The organism is Acidovorax kalamii (assembly GCF_002245625.1).
GTDB classification, from domain to species: Bacteria; Pseudomonadota; Gammaproteobacteria; order Burkholderiales; family Burkholderiaceae_C; genus Acidovorax; species Acidovorax kalamii.
This window is the reverse complement of sequence record NZ_NOIG01000006.1, coordinates 145,201-161,500: the sequence shown is the minus strand read 5'-3', so window position 1 is coordinate 161,500 and position 16,300 is coordinate 145,201. Positions and strand designations below refer to the sequence as shown.

Annotated in this window: 15 protein-coding genes; all 15 read left to right on the top strand. The window is 59.0% G+C overall.

Features of this window, described 5'->3' with window-relative positions; genetic code table 11:
* Positions 1-53: 53 nt before the first annotated feature.
* Positions 54-518: a GspH/FimT family pseudopilin gene (locus CBY09_RS09575; protein ID WP_094288882.1), complete on the top strand. Its 465-nt coding sequence runs from the start codon at positions 54-56 to the stop codon at positions 516-518.
* On the top strand, positions 515-955 hold the full coding sequence (locus CBY09_RS09570) for a type II secretion system protein (RefSeq protein WP_094288880.1): 441 nt from the start codon (positions 515-517) through the stop codon (positions 953-955). The genes CBY09_RS09575 and CBY09_RS09570 overlap by 4 nt, the downstream gene beginning before the upstream one ends.
* Positions 955-1,665, top strand: coding sequence for a prepilin-type N-terminal cleavage/methylation domain-containing protein (locus tag CBY09_RS09565; RefSeq protein ID WP_094288879.1), 711 nt, complete (start codon positions 955-957; stop codon positions 1,663-1,665). Before CBY09_RS09570 ends, CBY09_RS09565 begins: the two co-directional genes overlap by 1 nt.
* 92 nt (positions 1,666-1,757) lie before the next feature.
* Positions 1,758-2,573: a type II secretion system minor pseudopilin gene (locus CBY09_RS09560; RefSeq protein ID WP_094288877.1), complete on the top strand. Its 816-nt coding sequence runs from the start codon at positions 1,758-1,760 to the stop codon at positions 2,571-2,573.
* A gap of 15 nt (positions 2,574-2,588) precedes the next feature.
* The gene (locus CBY09_RS23485; protein ID WP_108723915.1) at positions 2,589-3,761 is read left to right on the top strand and encodes a PilN domain-containing protein; all 1,173 of its coding nucleotides are present in this window, start codon (positions 2,589-2,591) and stop codon (positions 3,759-3,761) included.
* Positions 3,758-4,327 (top strand): type II secretion system protein GspM, encoded by a 570-nt coding sequence (gspM, locus tag CBY09_RS09550; RefSeq protein WP_094288873.1) that lies wholly within the window; start codon positions 3,758-3,760, stop codon positions 4,325-4,327. Before CBY09_RS23485 ends, gspM begins: the two co-directional genes overlap by 4 nt.
* A 703-nt stretch (positions 4,328-5,030) precedes the next feature.
* Positions 5,031-7,376, top strand: coding sequence for a type II secretion system secretin GspD (gene gspD, locus CBY09_RS09540; protein ID WP_094288869.1), 2,346 nt, complete (start codon positions 5,031-5,033; stop codon positions 7,374-7,376).
* Positions 7,377-7,505: 129 nt separating this feature from the next.
* The gene (locus CBY09_RS09535; RefSeq protein ID WP_205734120.1) at positions 7,506-7,967 is read left to right on the top strand and encodes a hypothetical protein; all 462 of its coding nucleotides are present in this window, start codon (positions 7,506-7,508) and stop codon (positions 7,965-7,967) included.
* A gap of 293 nt (positions 7,968-8,260) precedes the next feature.
* Entirely contained in the window at positions 8,261-10,009 is a 1,749-nt protein-coding gene (locus tag CBY09_RS09530; protein WP_094288865.1) for a hypothetical protein, read from the top strand.
* 221 nt (positions 10,010-10,230) lie between these two features.
* Positions 10,231-11,121, top strand: a complete 891-nt coding sequence (locus CBY09_RS09525) for a peptidylprolyl isomerase (protein WP_240515657.1) — start codon at positions 10,231-10,233, stop codon at positions 11,119-11,121.
* Positions 11,122-11,273: 152 nt separating this feature from the next.
* Positions 11,274-12,077: an ABC transporter permease gene (locus CBY09_RS09520; protein ID WP_205734119.1), complete on the top strand. Its 804-nt coding sequence runs from the start codon at positions 11,274-11,276 to the stop codon at positions 12,075-12,077.
* Complete coding sequence (locus tag CBY09_RS09515) at positions 12,074-13,342, top strand: ABC transporter ATP-binding protein (protein WP_094288863.1); 1,269 nt, start codon at positions 12,074-12,076, stop codon at positions 13,340-13,342. The genes CBY09_RS09520 and CBY09_RS09515 overlap by 4 nt, the downstream gene beginning before the upstream one ends.
* 106 nt (positions 13,343-13,448) lie before the next feature.
* Positions 13,449-14,348 carry a class I SAM-dependent methyltransferase gene (locus tag CBY09_RS09510; protein ID WP_094288861.1) on the top strand — a complete coding sequence of 300 codons (900 nt, stop codon included), beginning with the start codon at positions 13,449-13,451 and terminating at the stop codon, positions 14,346-14,348.
* Entirely contained in the window at positions 14,345-15,229 is an 885-nt protein-coding gene (locus CBY09_RS09505) for a class I SAM-dependent methyltransferase (RefSeq protein WP_094288859.1), read from the top strand. Before CBY09_RS09510 ends, CBY09_RS09505 begins: the two co-directional genes overlap by 4 nt.
* Positions 15,229-16,299, top strand: coding sequence for an acyltransferase family protein (locus CBY09_RS09500; RefSeq protein WP_094288857.1), 1,071 nt, complete (start codon positions 15,229-15,231; stop codon positions 16,297-16,299). The genes CBY09_RS09505 and CBY09_RS09500 overlap by 1 nt, the downstream gene beginning before the upstream one ends.
* Position 16,300: the final 1 nt, after the last annotated feature.

Below are 16,300 nucleotides of genomic sequence, written 5' to 3'. Positions count from 1 at the left end.
TCGCGCCGTTTTAGCGGAGGATCGGGGTGCTTTGTGGAAGGCAATCAAGAGTGATGGGCGCATACCGCCGCGCGAGCGGCTTCACTTTGATCGAGCTGTTGGTTGTCTTTGCAGTCATGGCGCTCGTCGTGGGGCTGGTGCCAGTAGCGATGGACCGCATGCGCGAAGGCGCTCAGTATCGTGATGTCGTACGGACCATGATGGGTCAACTGAGGTCGGCCCGAGACCAGGCTGTGGCCTCCGGACAGGATGTCCAATTCACAGTAGACATTGCCCAGCGGCGCTACGGCCTTGGGGTTGATCCAGTATATGGGCTGCCTGATACCTTGCAGATGAAGGCAGTGACAGCCGAGTTGGAGGGTGATGAGCCGTCGACCGGAAAATTGAGCATCAGGTTCCTCCCATCGGGCGGATCTTCTGGCGGCAGTGTTCAGATACTGCGCCGGTCCGGAGACGGTGTCCGCTTGCGTGTGGATTGGTTGTCCGGACGGGTCACGCAGGAGGCCCCTATTCCATGAATACGCTTGTTCGTGCCACACGGCGGCAACGCACCGCACCCGGTACGCGTGCAGCCTCCGGTTTCACGCTGCTGGAACTCCTGGTGGCCTTCTCCATCATGGCCTTGTCTTTGGGTCTGTTCTACCGCGCCTTGGGCGGCAACGCCAGAGCAATCGACCAGGTGCAGCGCTATCAGGGCGCCGTTGTGCTGGGCCAGTCACTCCTTGCTCTGCGCGACTCGGTGCCCGCAGGGGGGTGGAACGACGAAGGTGACAGCGGCGGGTACCACTGGCGGGTGCAGTCGCAGCCCTACGGGACCGATGCACAAGGCCCTAGAGTGCCTGTTCTTTACCAGGTCTCCATAGTCATCAATTGGGGTCAGGGAGAAGGTGTTCGCACCCTCGCTTTGAGCACGCTCAGGCCTGAGCGCCTTCCTCCTGTGGGAGTGCGTCCGTGATGAGGTTGTCCTGCCGTCTGTTGCCGAAGACCCCCGCCTTGGGCGCTCGAACGCTGCGCTTGATGGCGGGCTTTACGCTCCTTGAGCTCTTGGTGGTGATGTCGCTGATGTCGCTGCTGATTCTCGCGATGGCCTCGGCGCTTCAGACCACCTCGCAGACCAGTGAGCGCGTGGATCTCGCGCTGACTCGTTCGGACGACTTGCGCATCGTGTCCGGTTTCTTGCAATCTACTGTGGGCCGTATATCGATGCAAAGGCGCGGCTATCCCTACAAGGAGGGAGCAAGCCAGTTCTTCTTCGAAGGGCAGGAGTCGCAATTGACTTGGCTTGGAGTCATGCCTGCCGGGTACGCGGCGAGCGGGCGCAGCCTTATGCGGCTGCGCCAGGAGGTGACCGAACAAGGAAGTCCTGCCCTCATGCTGCAGTATCTTCCCTTCAAGGGGGCTTCGGTCGAGCCGGATTGGAGCCAAGCGGTCAGTCACGTGCTGTTGAGCGGGGTCACCCGGTTGCAGATCCTATACCAGGACGCGCGTCCCGAGCCCCCCGTCTGGTCGCCGGTCTGGATGTTGGCGGACCAAGTGCCGCAGCGTGTTCGGATTGTCTTGCAAACGGAGCGCGGCCCATTGCCGGACCTTGTTGTGGCGCTGCGCCCCCTGCCCGCCAGCGATCCTCGAGCTCAAGGCCCAATTTTCGGGGGGAGCATTCGTTGATCAAGAGTTATCCGCATCGAGGTGCGAGGGGGCTATTGTTGGCCACTCGCCCAATCAAGCGACCGGAAACCATAAGGGACTCTTTTCGTGGTATGGCCTTGATTGCTGTGCTGTGGCTGGTGGCGGCCCTCAGTATTGTGTTGGGGAGTCTTTCTGCGGCGATGCGCCAAGAAACTCGGATGATGTCTGCAAAGCGTGAAATGGTGGTCGCGCAAGCGTTCGGCGATGCTGCCATTCAGTTAGTGCTTCAGAAGCTTCGTGCGGCTGATCGGGCGCCTGATACGTGGGCTCAGGTAGCCGTGGAGTACGAAGGGCGTCAGGTGCAGGTGCAGATTGTCCCTCTGAGTGGGTTGATTGACCTCAATCGTGCCGATGCTCCACTGCTCTCGCGCATGCTGAGCGTCGCAGGAGGGTTATCTCCAGATGGCGCTCTGACGACTGCGCAGGCAATCATAGCTGCGCGACAACAGCGAGACAGCGCGGGTGCGTTGTTTCGATTCGAGGCTGAAGAGGATCTAATGAAGGTGCCTGGCATCACTTACGACCTCTATGCTAGACTGATACCCCTTCTCACCGTGGAGGGGCGGGGATCGAGCAAAGTCAATCCCAATGCTGCCCCGGTTCCGGTTCTTGCTGTGTTGGCCCATGGCAATCAGCGTGTCGCTGAAGTGATTCACTCAAAACGAATCGAAGGGGCCGTTGGTATTGACATGTCTGGGCTGGATGCCAGTCTAACGGATACGTCGGTTTCTTCTCGTGCCAAGCTTACAGCCATCATTCCTCTAGACTCGGTGAGCTTTGCGCATGTGTCTCGTGTTGTCGATGTGGCGACGGTAGCTGCTGATGGCAGTCCTTGGGTCACATTTCGCCTCTCCTCCAGCTTGAAGATCGCGCCCTCCAGAAACTGAAAACACTGTACGTACATGCCAGCCCTTTCATCTGAGGCCCGCTTTTTGGGCGTTGATCTGACGATGGTGATCCAAGATGTTCGCCAAGCTTGGTCGCGCGCTCAAACTTGGCCTCTTTTTTCTTGGCTGACGCCCTCGCCGCCTGTTGTGCTTTTTCAAGCAGATGGCAGTAAGTCGATTTTTCAAGCGAGTTTGACGACTCGGTTTGCGGTACGAAAGAATGGGGCGTTGCGCGCGCGGATCAATTTCGCCGCGCTCGAACTGCCTGCTGGCATGGTGCTCACTCGAGATGTGCACTTGCCGGCCGCGATGAGGCCTATTGATGTGCGGAGTGCGCTGGAACTGCAGGTTCACACTTTCAGTCCATTTCCGAAGAGCGACCTCATATGGGGCAGTACATCTTTGTCTGGCGTGAAAATTCCGCCGGACTGTGTTGGGTTTTCAGTGGTGTTGGCCGCTCGTAGTCAGGTCGACCAATATGTTCAGGGCTGGCTCGAGCGACAGACTTCAGGGGCAGTTCCCCAGTTCCCAGAGGTTTGGGCTTCGACGGGCTCTGGTAGTTATGTCTCGTTGCCTGGGCCTGGGTTAGTTTTGCGCGAACGCTTGATTCGCCGTCAGCGCAATTTTGGCTATGCCTTACTGCTCTGTGTACTAGTTTTGGCGACAATGATTGCTATCACTCCCACAATCAAACTGCGTATGCAGGCACTGCAAGCCGCTACCAAATATGAAGAGACGATGCGGCGTGTTGAACCTGTTTTGCGTGATCGAGAGAACTTGGTGAAGGCCGCAGGCAAGCTAAACGCTCTATCTGGCATCCTGAGGGAGCGCATTGAGCCGCTGCGTGTTATTGATACTTTGACGCAGATTCTGCCTGATGACGCAGCTTTGCAATCGTTGCATCTGAGCGGCACGAAGGTGTCGATGAGCGGTCAGGCGGCGGACTCTGCTCAACTCATGCAAAAGCTTGGACAACATCCGGGCATTCGTGAGGTCAAGGCTCCGTCTCCAGCTATCCGCCTGCAAACCTCCAGCAAGGAAAGCTTCTCGATCGAGTTTGTACTGGATCCGGCTTATTTTGGCACGTCGGAGTTGCAAGCCGCGGAGGGAGGGGCATCAGGTGATGCATCTGCCGTGACGGTCTCCCCCACTCCTCGCCCCCCTGCGTCCGTGAGGGGGGCTCCATGAAGCAACTGCGTGTTCATCATGACGTGATTGTGGTTTGTGCGTCCGTGTTCGTATTGCTCTTGCCACTACTGGTTGGTGGGGTCTATGTGTATCAGAAGCATCGCTGGGCTCAAGGACTGTTGTCTCAGCTTGAACCCAGATATGCGCGGCTGATTGGTTTGGAGCAGCAGAGAATCGAACTTAGTGAATCCAGTGCACGTGTGCTCCTTGCTCAGCAGCAATATGTCTACCCTGCAGACATGGATGTCAGTCAGGCGGGAAATGCTGCGCAGCAGCAGATTCGCGAAATTTTTGCTGCGGCAGGTCTGCAAATCAGTAGCAGCCAAGTAATGCAGCCTCAAGATGAAAAGGGCTATGACCGTATAGTGCTTAAGGTGCAGGCTGAAGGTGATTTGCTTTCATTGCAGAGCGTTCTAATGGTCCTCGGAAGACAAAAGCCCTCAGTCATGATCGATGCGCTCAACGTTCAGTTGATCGGCAGCCTGCAGATGGTGAGTGCTGGTAAACAGCCTCCGGTGAGGTTGACAACACAGTTCTCTCTCAGCGTGTTGAAAGACCGTCGATGAGGAACCGCGTACTACTTTCTTTAGTCGTCGTCAATCTGCTCCTGATGGGCGTGTGTGCGCTACTTTGGGTCACGCCTAGCGGAGCCGTCCGCGAAAACGGCTGGCATGAGCCTGCCCCTATCAGGGCGGACATTCGCGGTCTGGTGCCGTCGGTGCTGGGGGATAGGCCTATGGAGGTTGGGCGCTTTCTGGCAATGTTGGAAAGGCCGCTATTTGCTGCAACGCGCAGACCACCACCGCCACCTCCTCCGGAGGCGCCGCCCCCACCACCTGATCATCTGGGGTCAGCACGAGTGACTGGTATCGTGGCGGGGGATGGAACTGGCTACGTGATACTGCTGGTCAATGGCAAGCAGCGCAGAGTCCAGATGAATCAGGGTGTTGAAGGATGGACCTTGAAGAGCCTGGGTGATCGTCAGGTAACGTTTGTTCAAGGGGAGCAATCCCGGGTGCTATCGATGCAGCGTGCAGATGTTAGCAAGTTTGCAGGTGTTGCGCAGCCGACTCCACGGGGTGTCCCGCAAGCGCAATCGGCGCCAGTTGCTGATGTTTCCGGCGGAGTTTCTAGTGGCGGCAGCGCTGCCTCTCCCGCTGTTGGGGCTGGTCAAGCATCTGCGCTTCCACGCCCACCACCTCCCCGATTTGGCCCTTGAGGCAACAAGGGGTCGTTTTTTGAATAAGTATTTGTAGGTTCAATAACGTAATGATTTTCCATCGCTTCGGCCATTCCGTGCTTACCTGTGCAGCATTGCACGTGCTCGTGAGCACTGCGTGGGCTCAACCCGCCATAGGAGGCGGTGAGTCTGGCGCTGCCTCGTCAGCCCGTGTGGTCCCGCCTCCCGTAGAGCCAAGACGGGAAGAGTCGATTGATGCTGAGAGGCAGTCTAAGCCGCGGATTTTTCGGGGGAATGATCAGGTCGTGGCCACTGCTCGGCCTGCTACAGTGCCGGCGGGCGGTCCTTTAACATTTAGTTTTGAGGATGCACCGGTTGCTGATGTTGTGCGCACAGTGCTGGGAGACATCATGGGCGTGCCGTACGTAATGCACCCTCCTATAGCGGGCACAGTGACCTTGGCGAGTCGCAGTGCAATTCCTCCTGATCAAGCGGTTTTCCTGCTTGAGAGTGCTTTGCAGGCCAACGGACTCGCTCTGGCCCGTGATGCGCGCGGCACTTACCACGTTGGGCGGGCGGATATGTTGCGCAACTTGGGTTCTGACGTCCGGCAGGCCAGCCCGCGAGTTCCACTGTCGCCGGGGTTTGGGGCAATCGTTATCCCACTCAACTACATTGGGGCCGGGGAGATGGCCGCGATCTTGCGGCCTATGGTGCCTGGCGATGCCATTGTGCGGGTTGACACCGTGCGCAATCTACTGGTGATGTCGGGAACGCGGACTCAGGCGGAGGGGTGGCTTGAGCTCGTTAACACTTTTGATGTGGACCTTCTTAAAGGAATGTCGGTGGGGGTGTTCCCGCTCAAGCATGCCAGCGTCAAGGATATTGAAGCGGCCTTGAGGTTGGTTGGGGGTGGGGGGGGGGCTTCTGCTCCATCTTTGCCCGGTACTGGCGCAGTGGCGCAGGCACCGCGAACCCAGGCGCCGGCTTCCTTGGGGGAGGGAAATCCGCTGTTTGGTGCATTGCGCATCATGCCGATCGAGAGCATCAACAGTATCTTGGTCGTAACGCCTCGGGCGTCTTACCTGGATGAGGCTCGGCGATGGATTGAGCGTTTGGACCAGCCAAGTGACAATGGCGCCGAAGCTCAGTTGCATATTTTTAAAGTGCAAAACGGCAACGCTCGGCACCTTGCCTCGGTTCTGAGTGGGATATTTGGCGGAGCGAGTAATGCAACCTCCGGAAGCAACAGTGGCGTTGCTCCTGGCCTCTCCAGCACGACGGGCTCTACTTTTGGCCAAGGGGCTGCGGCCAGTGCGTTCGGAAACACGGGGTCATTGCTTGGCGGAGCATCTAGTGGTCGGTCTGGCACTGGCCTTTTGGGGGGGGGCTCACTGGGGGGGGCGGTGGGGGGGCGAACGACGAATATGTCGGGTGGCGTTGCTCAAGGTTCGCAAAACGCTCAGCAGGTAGGTCAGGTGGTTACTGCCATTGGCAACATCAGAGTGATGGCTGATGAGCTCAACAACGCGGTGTTGGTGTGGGGTACGCGTGGGGACTACCTCAGGATTGAGGCGACGCTCAAGCGTCTCGACCTGCCCCCCACGCAGGTACTCATTGAAGCCACCATTGTCGAGGTGACCTTGGGGGACAACCTCAACTACGGAGTCCAATGGGGCTTTAAAGATAGTCGAGAGGGGAGTAGCTACACGGGGGCCGGTAATATTAGCAGCTTGACAGGTGGTGATCTGGGGGGGGTGGCTCAGGGTTTTTCGTACATCTTGCGCAACGGGGGGACTACGCGGGCGGTTCTTCGGGCCTTGTCAGACAAGTCTCAGCTCAAAGTGATTTCCAGTCCGTCCCTGATGGTGCTTGACAACCACACGGCGGCTATCACGGTGGGCAATCAGCAGCCCATTCGCAGTGCTACGACTGCCAATGACACCAACAGCACGACAACCAGCACTATTCAATATAAGGACACTGGGGTTGGCCTGACTGTGACTCCATCTGTCAATTCCGGCAATCTCGTCACGATGCAGGTGGATCAGGCCGTGACGGAGGTGGGTGATGCGGTTGCGGGAGCCGATGGGCAGCCAGCCTTTCTGCAGCGGCAAATCAGCAGCAAGGTTGCGGTTCGCTCGGGTGAATCCATTGTGTTGGGGGGGTTGATTCGGGACAACAGCAACTCAGGAAAGACGGGGGTGCCTATATTGCAGGATATCCCCTTGGTGGGGAAGCTCTTTGGAACCAACCGAGCCAACAACACCCGGACAGAGTTGCTTGTCGTGCTGACACCCAGGGTGGTTCGTAGTGACATTGACATTCGCGAGGTCAGCGAAGATCTTCGCGATCGCCTTAAGGGGTTGAGCGTCCCATCGCTGCGCAAATCCGCAGAAGGGGCTGAGGCGAAACCCCCGGCATCATCCCAGTGATTGAATTCTTGCTGGGCTCGCATGTAAGTTGAACTTGTGGGCACGCGCGGGTACCGATGAATGTGCAGGCCTGAGAGATTTGGGCCTGCGCAATCAGCGAACCAGTTGTTTAAAACTTTTTATCACACCATGAGCATGGCAACTTTTTCCTTTTCTGGGGCTTCATTCCACCGAGGCGATCGCCCGGTGCATCGGGCTATCAAATCGACGGGCGTGGTTTGTTTGATCGCAGCCTTGTCAGCTTGCGCGTCCATTGCACCGCGAGCGCCTGAGCAGCAGGTGCAAGCCCGCGCGGAGACATATTGGCGGGCGCGGATTGCGGGGGACGTTAAGGCTGCCTATGCGTTGTTGACGCCCGCCTACCGGAGTTTGCGCGACGAGCAGGCGTTTCAGCGGCAGTTTGGAGCGCAGATCGCTGTGCTGGAAAGCAAGGTAACAAATGTCGCGTGCGAGGCTGAAAAGTGCATAGCGCGCGTGGGCTTGACGACCAAGCCCGTAGTTCCCGGGCTGGGTCTTCCAACCGTGACAGCCTATCTGGATGAAACCTGGTTGCTGGTCGATGGCCAGTGGTGGCGTCACGAAGCGCCATGAATGGCGCGATGAGAGCTGGGCTCGCAATCAAGAAACAACACTTGTGCGCCTCTGTCAAAAAAAGTGATGGCGGCTTGGCAGGGCTTGGGTATAGTGAGAGTCGCTGATTAGGAGTCCGCAAACACCATATGGTGGCGCTCTGCACTCGGTGTTCTAGGTCTTCGGTGTTGCGGCATGGCAACAGGTGGGCCGGGGTGCTGGAATCTTGGGAAGGTTTGAAAAAGACTGTGCTAGGATTCGCGGGCGTAATCAATCGTGGTAGTTGCGCTTATTTTTTTAACTGGAGTTAAAGCATGAGAAAGAATGTATTGGCACTGAGCATTGCTGCCATGGTTGGTGGCTTCGCCGGCGTCGCCCAGGCTAGCGTTATTTCTGCCCCTGGTGGTGCTGCCAGCGGTACCGTTCTGGGTACCAACGTTGCTAGCGAGCCCAATGTGGTTGGTGCTACCGCTGCTGCCGCCACGGTGCTGGAAGTTAATTCCAACAACGTCGGTCATATGCTGGTGGTGCCCTACTACACCGTGCAGAACGGCAACATGTCCGTGATCCACCTGAGCAACACCGACCGCGCCAACGGCAAGGCTGTGAAGATCCGCTTCCGTGGCGCAGCCAACTCCGACGACGTGAAGGATTTCCAGATCTTCATGTCGCCTGGTGACGTTTGGACTGGTGCTGTGCTGCAAGGCGCTGACGGCGCAGCGGTGCTGTACTCTGCTGACAAGACCTGCACGGTGCCCGCCATTCCTGCCACGGGTACGGCCTTCTCTACCGCACGCCTGAACACGGTGAGCAATGTGAATGGCACGCGTGAAGGTTATGTTGAAATCTTCAACATGGCTGACATCCCATCGACCAGCCTGTACAGCAGCACGGTGAGCGCTGCCGGTTCTGCTGGTGGTGCTGCAGGTACTGCCAAGTCGATTCTGTACTCGGCAATCAAGCACTCCTCCGGCGCTGCGCCTTGCTACACCGAAGGTTCTGCCGCTCGCACGCTGCTGAACGACATCGCGATGAACAACTTCACCGACGCTGGTGCAGCCGCTTCGGTGGGCTACGCTTCGTCCACGACGGGTCTGTCGGCTGACTGGTACATTCTGAACCTGACGCAATCGACCGCCTTCTCGGGTGCTGCTACGGCTATTGAAGCTCGTACGGGTGCTGGTCTCGCTGCAGGTGCTGCCAACTTTGTGCAGTTCCCTCAGACCGATGCTGGCTCCGGCACGTTCTTTGCTGGCACGTCGATCGACAACTTCACGGCCGACCCTCTGCTGCGTACCGTGGCTATTGACCAAGCCAAGGCTGCTGTCGCTGGCCCGGTGGTGACGCCTCTGTTCATCGATCTGCCCGACATGTCCACGCCTTACCTGCCTGGAGCTGTTGATGCCAATTCGCCTAAGCTGCAAGCTGTTCGTCTGACTAACGCTCTGTCGCGTACGTCGGTGTCCAACCAGTACGCTCTGGATGCTGGTATTTCGGCTGCTACGGACTGGGTGTTCTCCATGCCCACCCGTCGTTACAGCGTGGCTGCCAACTACAAGGCTGCTACGACCAGCGCTGCCACCTACCGTCTGTACTCTGACCTGAGCGTGACTGGTTCTACTTCTGTGGGTGTTGGTGCTGTGGACGAGTGGTTCCACCAAGCTAATACGGCTGTGGACACCCGCGGCAACATCTGCGTGAACGCCGATTCGATGCGCTTCTTCGACCGTGAAGAAACCACGACTGGCAACGCGCCGATCTTCTCGCCTTCCGTGGCTAGCCAGTTGAGCTTCTGCGGCGAAACCAGCGTGCTGTCGTTCTCGAGCAGCAAGGTGCTGAGCTCCAGCACCGATCTGACGGCGTCCACGATGACGACCCCATACGTCAACGGCTGGACTGTTGTGACCACCACGAACGCGTTCACTGGTGCAAACAACACCAACACCTTCACGGGTGGCCTGCCAATCATTGGCGACGCGTTCCTGAAGCTGAACAACACCAACGGTGGTACGGGCTTCGCCAGCACCTTCGGCGTGACTTGGTCGCACCGTTTCGGCCGCTAATCACGGGCTGAACTTTTCGCAGCAATGCGAAACCAAAAAAGGCGGGGTAACCCGCCTTTTTTTATTTCCCCCTATTGTTCTTTGGCCCATGGTGAATGGGCGTGTCTATCTTCTCAGTACATATGCGTCATTCAGGTCAAATTGTTCAAGCTTGTCAATCTCAATGGAGCGCTTCTGCTTCTGGATTCACAGCCCCGCGATGGATCGCTGCGGCTTGCGTGATGCCGTTTCTCATGGCAATGGCGCAGGCGCAGGCGGCGGGGCCGTCATTGGCTCATGGCACAGTGCCAGGCGCGGGTGAGGTGAGGGTGAGTGCCGATGACGTGGAGGCGGATGTGCAGAGGATTCCGCCGGACGCACGCGCCCGGATTGTCAAGCAGCCCAACACCATGCGGCAGTTGGTGACCAATCTCTATACCCGTAGGGCATTGGCGCAGCGCGCGCAAGCGCAGGGCCTTGCACAAAAGCCTGAAGTGGTGGCTGCGCTTGCGCTGGCTCGGGACAAGGTGTTGTCCGACGCTTTGTTGGTAGAAGTCGATCAGTCGAACACGCCTTCCGACGCGCGGCTATTGAGCATGGCGCGCACGATGTACCAGGCGAGCCCTGCGGACTTTCATATGCCTGAGCAGGTTCACATTCGCCACATTCTGGTTTCCACCAGGGAAGGTGATGCCGAAACTGCCAAGGCCAAAGCACAAGATATCTTGGTCAAGTTGCGGGCTGGCGCGGACTTCGCAGCGCTCGCAAAGCAACACTCGGCAGACCCTGGCAGTGCTGACAAGGGGGGTGATCTGGGATTTTTTGCTAAGGGGCGCATGGTGCCGGAGTTCGATGAGGCCGCCTTCGCGTTGCAAAAAGCCGGAGACTTGACCGAGGTGATCAAGACCCAATTTGGCTACCATGTGCTCCAGCTCGTGGCGCGCAAACCTGCGGGACCGATGCCGTTTGAAGAGGCGAAAGAGGCGTTGTTGGCCAAGGTCCGGCAGTCCGAGCAGCAACGGGGGCGCATCGAATTGGCCAAAACGCTCGAAGACACCATGAAACTGGATGAGTCGGCTATTCTCGGTACAGTGGAAAAGCTGTTGGCACCTGTTGTGCCCGCCAAACCCTGAGCGGGTGATGGAAGTTGAGGTCACGTCGGCCCTTCCTGGGTCGGCGTTTCTTCTTTTGATGCACGCTAATTGCGCGGCAACGGCGTAATACGCAACCATTTGGCGCATCTGCCGAACCAACCCGACTGCAAGCCGTAAGGCAGACAACCGATATGCTGCTAGCATTGAGCCATGAACTGCGCTCGCTATGGAGTGCCCGTTCACTTGTATGGGTGCTCACCCGCCGCGAAGTTGCTGCCCGCCACGCTGGCACGGCGGCGGGTATCGTATGGCCCTACCTGCAGCCGTTGCTAACGGTGGCGGCGTATTACCTCGTGTTCGACGTGGTGTTCGGTATGCGCCTGGGTGAGCATGCGCCCACGCGCGCCGTAGGTGCGTTTCTGGTTGTGGGGGCGCTGCCTTGGATGGCGTTTTGTGATGCAGTGCAGCGCGGTATGACCAGTCTGATCGACGCAGGCGGGCTTTTGCACAAAAATCCGCTGCCGCCCGTGCTGTTCTCCGCACGTGCAGTGCTGGCGAGCGCGCTGATTTACGGCCCTTTGTTGTTGTTGCTGGCATTGGCCTATGTGCCCGCGCACGGCCTTCGGCTTGCCGTGCTGGCATTGCTGCCCCTGCTGGTGCTGCAGTTGCTGTTGTGCCTGGTGCTGGCCCATTTGCTTGCCATACTAGCAGCTGCGCTGCGGGATGTGGTGCAGATGGTGGGGTTCCTGCTGTCCGTGGGCATTTATCTTTCCCCCATTCTGTTTCCCTTGTCGCTCTTCCCTGAGAACTGGCGCTGGGTGCTGTGGCTCAACCCCATGACAGGGCTGGTGCAGGGCTACCAGCAGGTGCTGCTGCTGGGGGCATGGCCGCCTGCGAGCGTATGGGGCGTCTCGGTGGTATGGATTGCCGTGTTGGCCTGTGCGCTGAATGTGCTGGTGGCGCGTAGCCGGGACCAGTTGGTGGACTGGATATGATGAGCGTGGATCCGGATCTGGTGCTTAGTGTTCAGAGTGTGGGCAAAGAGTACAAGCTCTATGCATCCCCTCGCGCACGCCTGAAGGCGCTGCTCACAGGGCGCGCTACGCACCGCAGCCATTGGGCGCTGCGGGAGGTGTCGTTCGATCTGCGGCGCGGAGAATGCATCGGGGTGATTGGAGACAATGGCGCTGGCAAGAGCACGTTGCTCAAACTGCTGGCGGGTACCTTGCACCCATCGCGCGGTCATATCGCGCGGGTGGGACGTGTCACCGCGATCTTGGAGTTGGGAGCGGGTTTCCACCCCGATTTCAGTGGTCGCGACAATCTGTACTTCGGTGGCAGCCTGATCGGTATCGACCACGATGAAATGGTTCGCCTGGAGCCTGAGATCGTCGCCTTTTGCGAGTTGGGCGAAGCGCTTGACAGGCCGGTCAAGACATATTCGTCGGGCATGACGGTACGGTTGGCGTTTGCGCTGGTCACGGCGGTGCAGCCGGATGTGTTGATCATTGACGAAGCGCTGGCCGTGGGCGACCAGAATTTCCAGAAGAAGTGCGTGGAGCGCATCACGGCGTTTCGCAACAGTGGGTGCACCATCTTGTTTTGTTCGCACAGTCCTTACCACATCCGACATCTGTGCGACAGAGCTCTGTGGCTCAAAGCCGGGCGCGTGGAGCAGTTTGGCGAAACCGAGGGCGTGCTGGCTGCTTATGACGTGTACATCCGAGAACGCGAGGCCGCGGCACAGCAAACATTTGATGCCGAGGAGCCGTCTGCAGTTGTGGAGGGGGTTGTGTCGGAATGCTCGCCCTCGGCTGTCTCATCCGCTCGCAAAGTCGACGCCCTTGGTGCGGGCGCCTGCATCCTGACGGTTGAGGTAGCAGACCTGTCCGAGCCGATGGGCGACCAGCCTGCGGTATTGCAAGGGCAGGATTTGGTGGTGACGATCACCGCCCGGGGGCGGGGGGACGAGCGGCCCAACATCGGCTTCATGATCGAGCAGTCCAAGGGCGTGGGGATCACGTCCTTGGCGACGCACGAGGATGGTGCCGTACCCACTAAGTTGGGTGATGGGACGTGGCGGTCCGTGCTGCGCTTCCCCGACCTGCCGCTGCACAGCGGTGACTATGTGATCAGTGCGTTCCTATTCGACGAAACCGGTTTGGCTGTGTACGACGAGTGGTTTCAGTTCAAGCACTTCCGCTTCATCTTTCCCAAGCCGCTGCCTGGGCTCGTGCGCCTGCCGCACCACTGGAGCTAGGGCTTGTTAGTGCGATCTCCTTCCAGAGCGTGAACAGGCCCTAGACTGCCAAGGCACCCTGCGTGGGCCCGGATAATTAGCCTACTCTCAACCTATACACAACGATATGACTGCAATTTCCGATGGGGGCCTGTCCCGTGGCGCTCAACTGCTGGAGGAGGGCAGGGCACTGCTGGCGCGAGGGGACCGTACGGGGGCGGCGCAGGTGCTGGTACGCGCGCGGGACGAGCGCGATGTGGTACTCGATGCCCATGCCCTAATAGAAGCACACGATCTGGTCGGCTCTTTTCGCAACGTGATGGGATTGGACTGCACGATCTCGGCGCAGGACGACATCTTTGGTTTTTTTCAGAATCACCACTCGTGCCGCAACCCGCTGCGGGACTATCTGGCGGACGGCTGGCGCACCCTTTCCGAACTGATGCTGCTTTTGGAGGCTGTGGACCAGCCTCTGCTGCGCACGCCCAGAGTGCTGGAGTTCGCGAGCGGCCACGGCCGGTTCACGCGCCATCTGGTCAAGGCGGTGGGAGCGGAGCGGGTGGCAGTGTCGGATGTGGTGCCGGGTGCGGTGGAGTTCGCCAGGGCTACCTTTGGCGTGGACGGTTTCCAGTCGGCCAGCGTGCCCGAGGCGGTGCGGTGGCCGGGGCAGTACGACCTAGTGTTTGTGCTATCTTTGTTTAGCCACCTGCCTAGAGCGACATGGGCTCGCTGGCTGCAGGCCCTATATGGGGCTGTGGCGCCGGGTGGGCTGCTGGTGTTCAGCACCCATGGTCTCAAAGCCGCGCGCTTTGACAATGTTGTTCTGGACGACGAAGGCTTCTTCTTTGCGGCGTCCAGCGAGTCGCAGGCCATCGATGTCCAAGAATACGGTACCACATTCACCTCGCCCGGCTTCGTGCGCGCATGCATTGCAGGCACGGTGGGGGCTGATAGGCTTGTGCACGAAGCCCCTGTGCATTTCTGGAATCACCAGGATGCTTATGTTCTGCGAAAGGGCGCGGCATGAACCGCTGGATGATTCGAGCCCGGGAGCGTGTATTCGGGATGGCGCCGTGGGATGCTGCGTATATCACGGATGAATGGTTTCGGGCCCACTTTGAGTACGCCGCAGATGTGGTTCATCAATGGATGGGAGGGGCGCTGGATCTGCGTGCCGCCAAGCTCTTGAACTTTGGCTGCGGTGACGGTATTACCGATCTGGCGTTGGTGTTGCGGCATGGTGCAGGTTCGATTCACGGCGTGGACATCCGCCGCGAGTATGCCAAGTTGCCCCGCATTGCTCGTGAGCAACTGGGCATGGCTCGCATCCCGGCGGCGTTGACCTTCGAGACCATCGAGCCCTGCGCGCCCCTTGCGGGGCGCCATCAGCAGGTGGATGGCATCATGAGCTGGTCTACTTTCGAGCACGTTAAGCGCGATCAACTGCTCCCCATACTGCGCGACCTGCACCAGTGCCTGCGGCCTGGGGGCGTGTTTTTTCTGCAAATCGAGCCCTTGTTCTATTCGCCTTTTGGTTCGCATCTGCGCCGGTACGATGACGTGCCATGGCACCATTTGCTTGCTAGCGAGGACGACCTGTGGAGGATCATCGAAACTCACGAGGGCCCGCTTGACTCCTCCGAGGTTGACTTCGGATTTGCTGACTTTGGCGTGGATGGCTACAAGCGGTTTGTATTCGAGGAATACCAAGCGCTGAACCGTCTAACGGCTGACGAACTCGTGGATGTGGTGCAGCGCGCAGGATTTAGCGTGGAGAGACAGGAGCGGCGAAGCGTAGATCTGCCGCCGCCCCTCGAGTTGCTGGAGCGGTACCCCCCTGAAGTGCTTTGCAACAACGAGGTGTTCCTGCTGCTGCGTAAAGAGGCGGAGCAGTCGTCGCTAGCCTGATGGCCCCAATCCGAGACATTGCGAACCGATTCGATCTGTTGCGCCTAGCAGCCGCGCTGGCGGTCTTTGTCGCGCACGGCGACTTTCTCTATCGCTTGCACCTGCCAGTGCCGTTCCCAGGCCATAGTCTCGGATCTTTGGCGGTGTATGTGTTTTTCTTTGTCAGCGGCTATCTCGTCTGCCAGAGTTGGGCGCGAGAACCTGTGTGGCGGTTATTCTGGATCAAGCGGCTGACCCGTATTTTTCCCGGGCTGGTAGTGGCTGTGGCGTTCTCGGTAGCGGTGGTGGGCTGGGCGACGACGACGTTGCCCAGTGCGCAGTACTGGGGGGCATCGACAACCTGGTTGGCCTTGCTCAACAACGCGGCCGGGCTCGCCACCCTCCAAACGCTTCCAGGAGTGTTCGAGTCCAATCCGTTTGCTCGGACGGTCAACGGTTCACTGTGGACGATTCGTTATGAGCTGGCGATGTACAGCATGCTGGCGGTGCTGGCTTGGTCGTTTCGCGGAAGGCGTTGGGTCTATCCGCTGGCGGCCGGAGCGTTGGCTGCGACGTGGCTGCTGGCACGTGCTGGAGGCTGGGACGCCAGACTGGAGGCTGCGGGCGACAGAGGGTGGACGGATGTTTTCCGCTGGCGGGACTTCTGCGGATTTGGCGTTCCCTTCTTTTTGGGCAGTACCTTTGCGGCCTATGGGCTGCGTTTCAGGCCCTGGATGGTGGGCATTGCCATGGCGGCAGCCGGCGTTGCGCTGTGGGCAGGAAGTGAGGTCGCCCGGCAGGCTGCCGTATGGCTTCTCATCGCCTTTGGTGCGTTGGCTGTTGCGTTTGGGGGGCAACCGGCTGGCGTTGCGAACCCGAGCACGACGCGTACTGACATCTCCTACGGGGTGTACATCTATGCCTTCCCAATCCAACAGGCAATGACGCAATGGTGCCTTGCTCTGGGGTGGCCACTGGTGGTCTGTATGGCGTTGGCTCTCACCCTGGTGCTGCCGCTGGCCTGGCTGTCGTGGTATTGGATCGAGCACCCCTGCCTCCGGTTTGCGCAACGGATGATTCGAAAAGCATAGC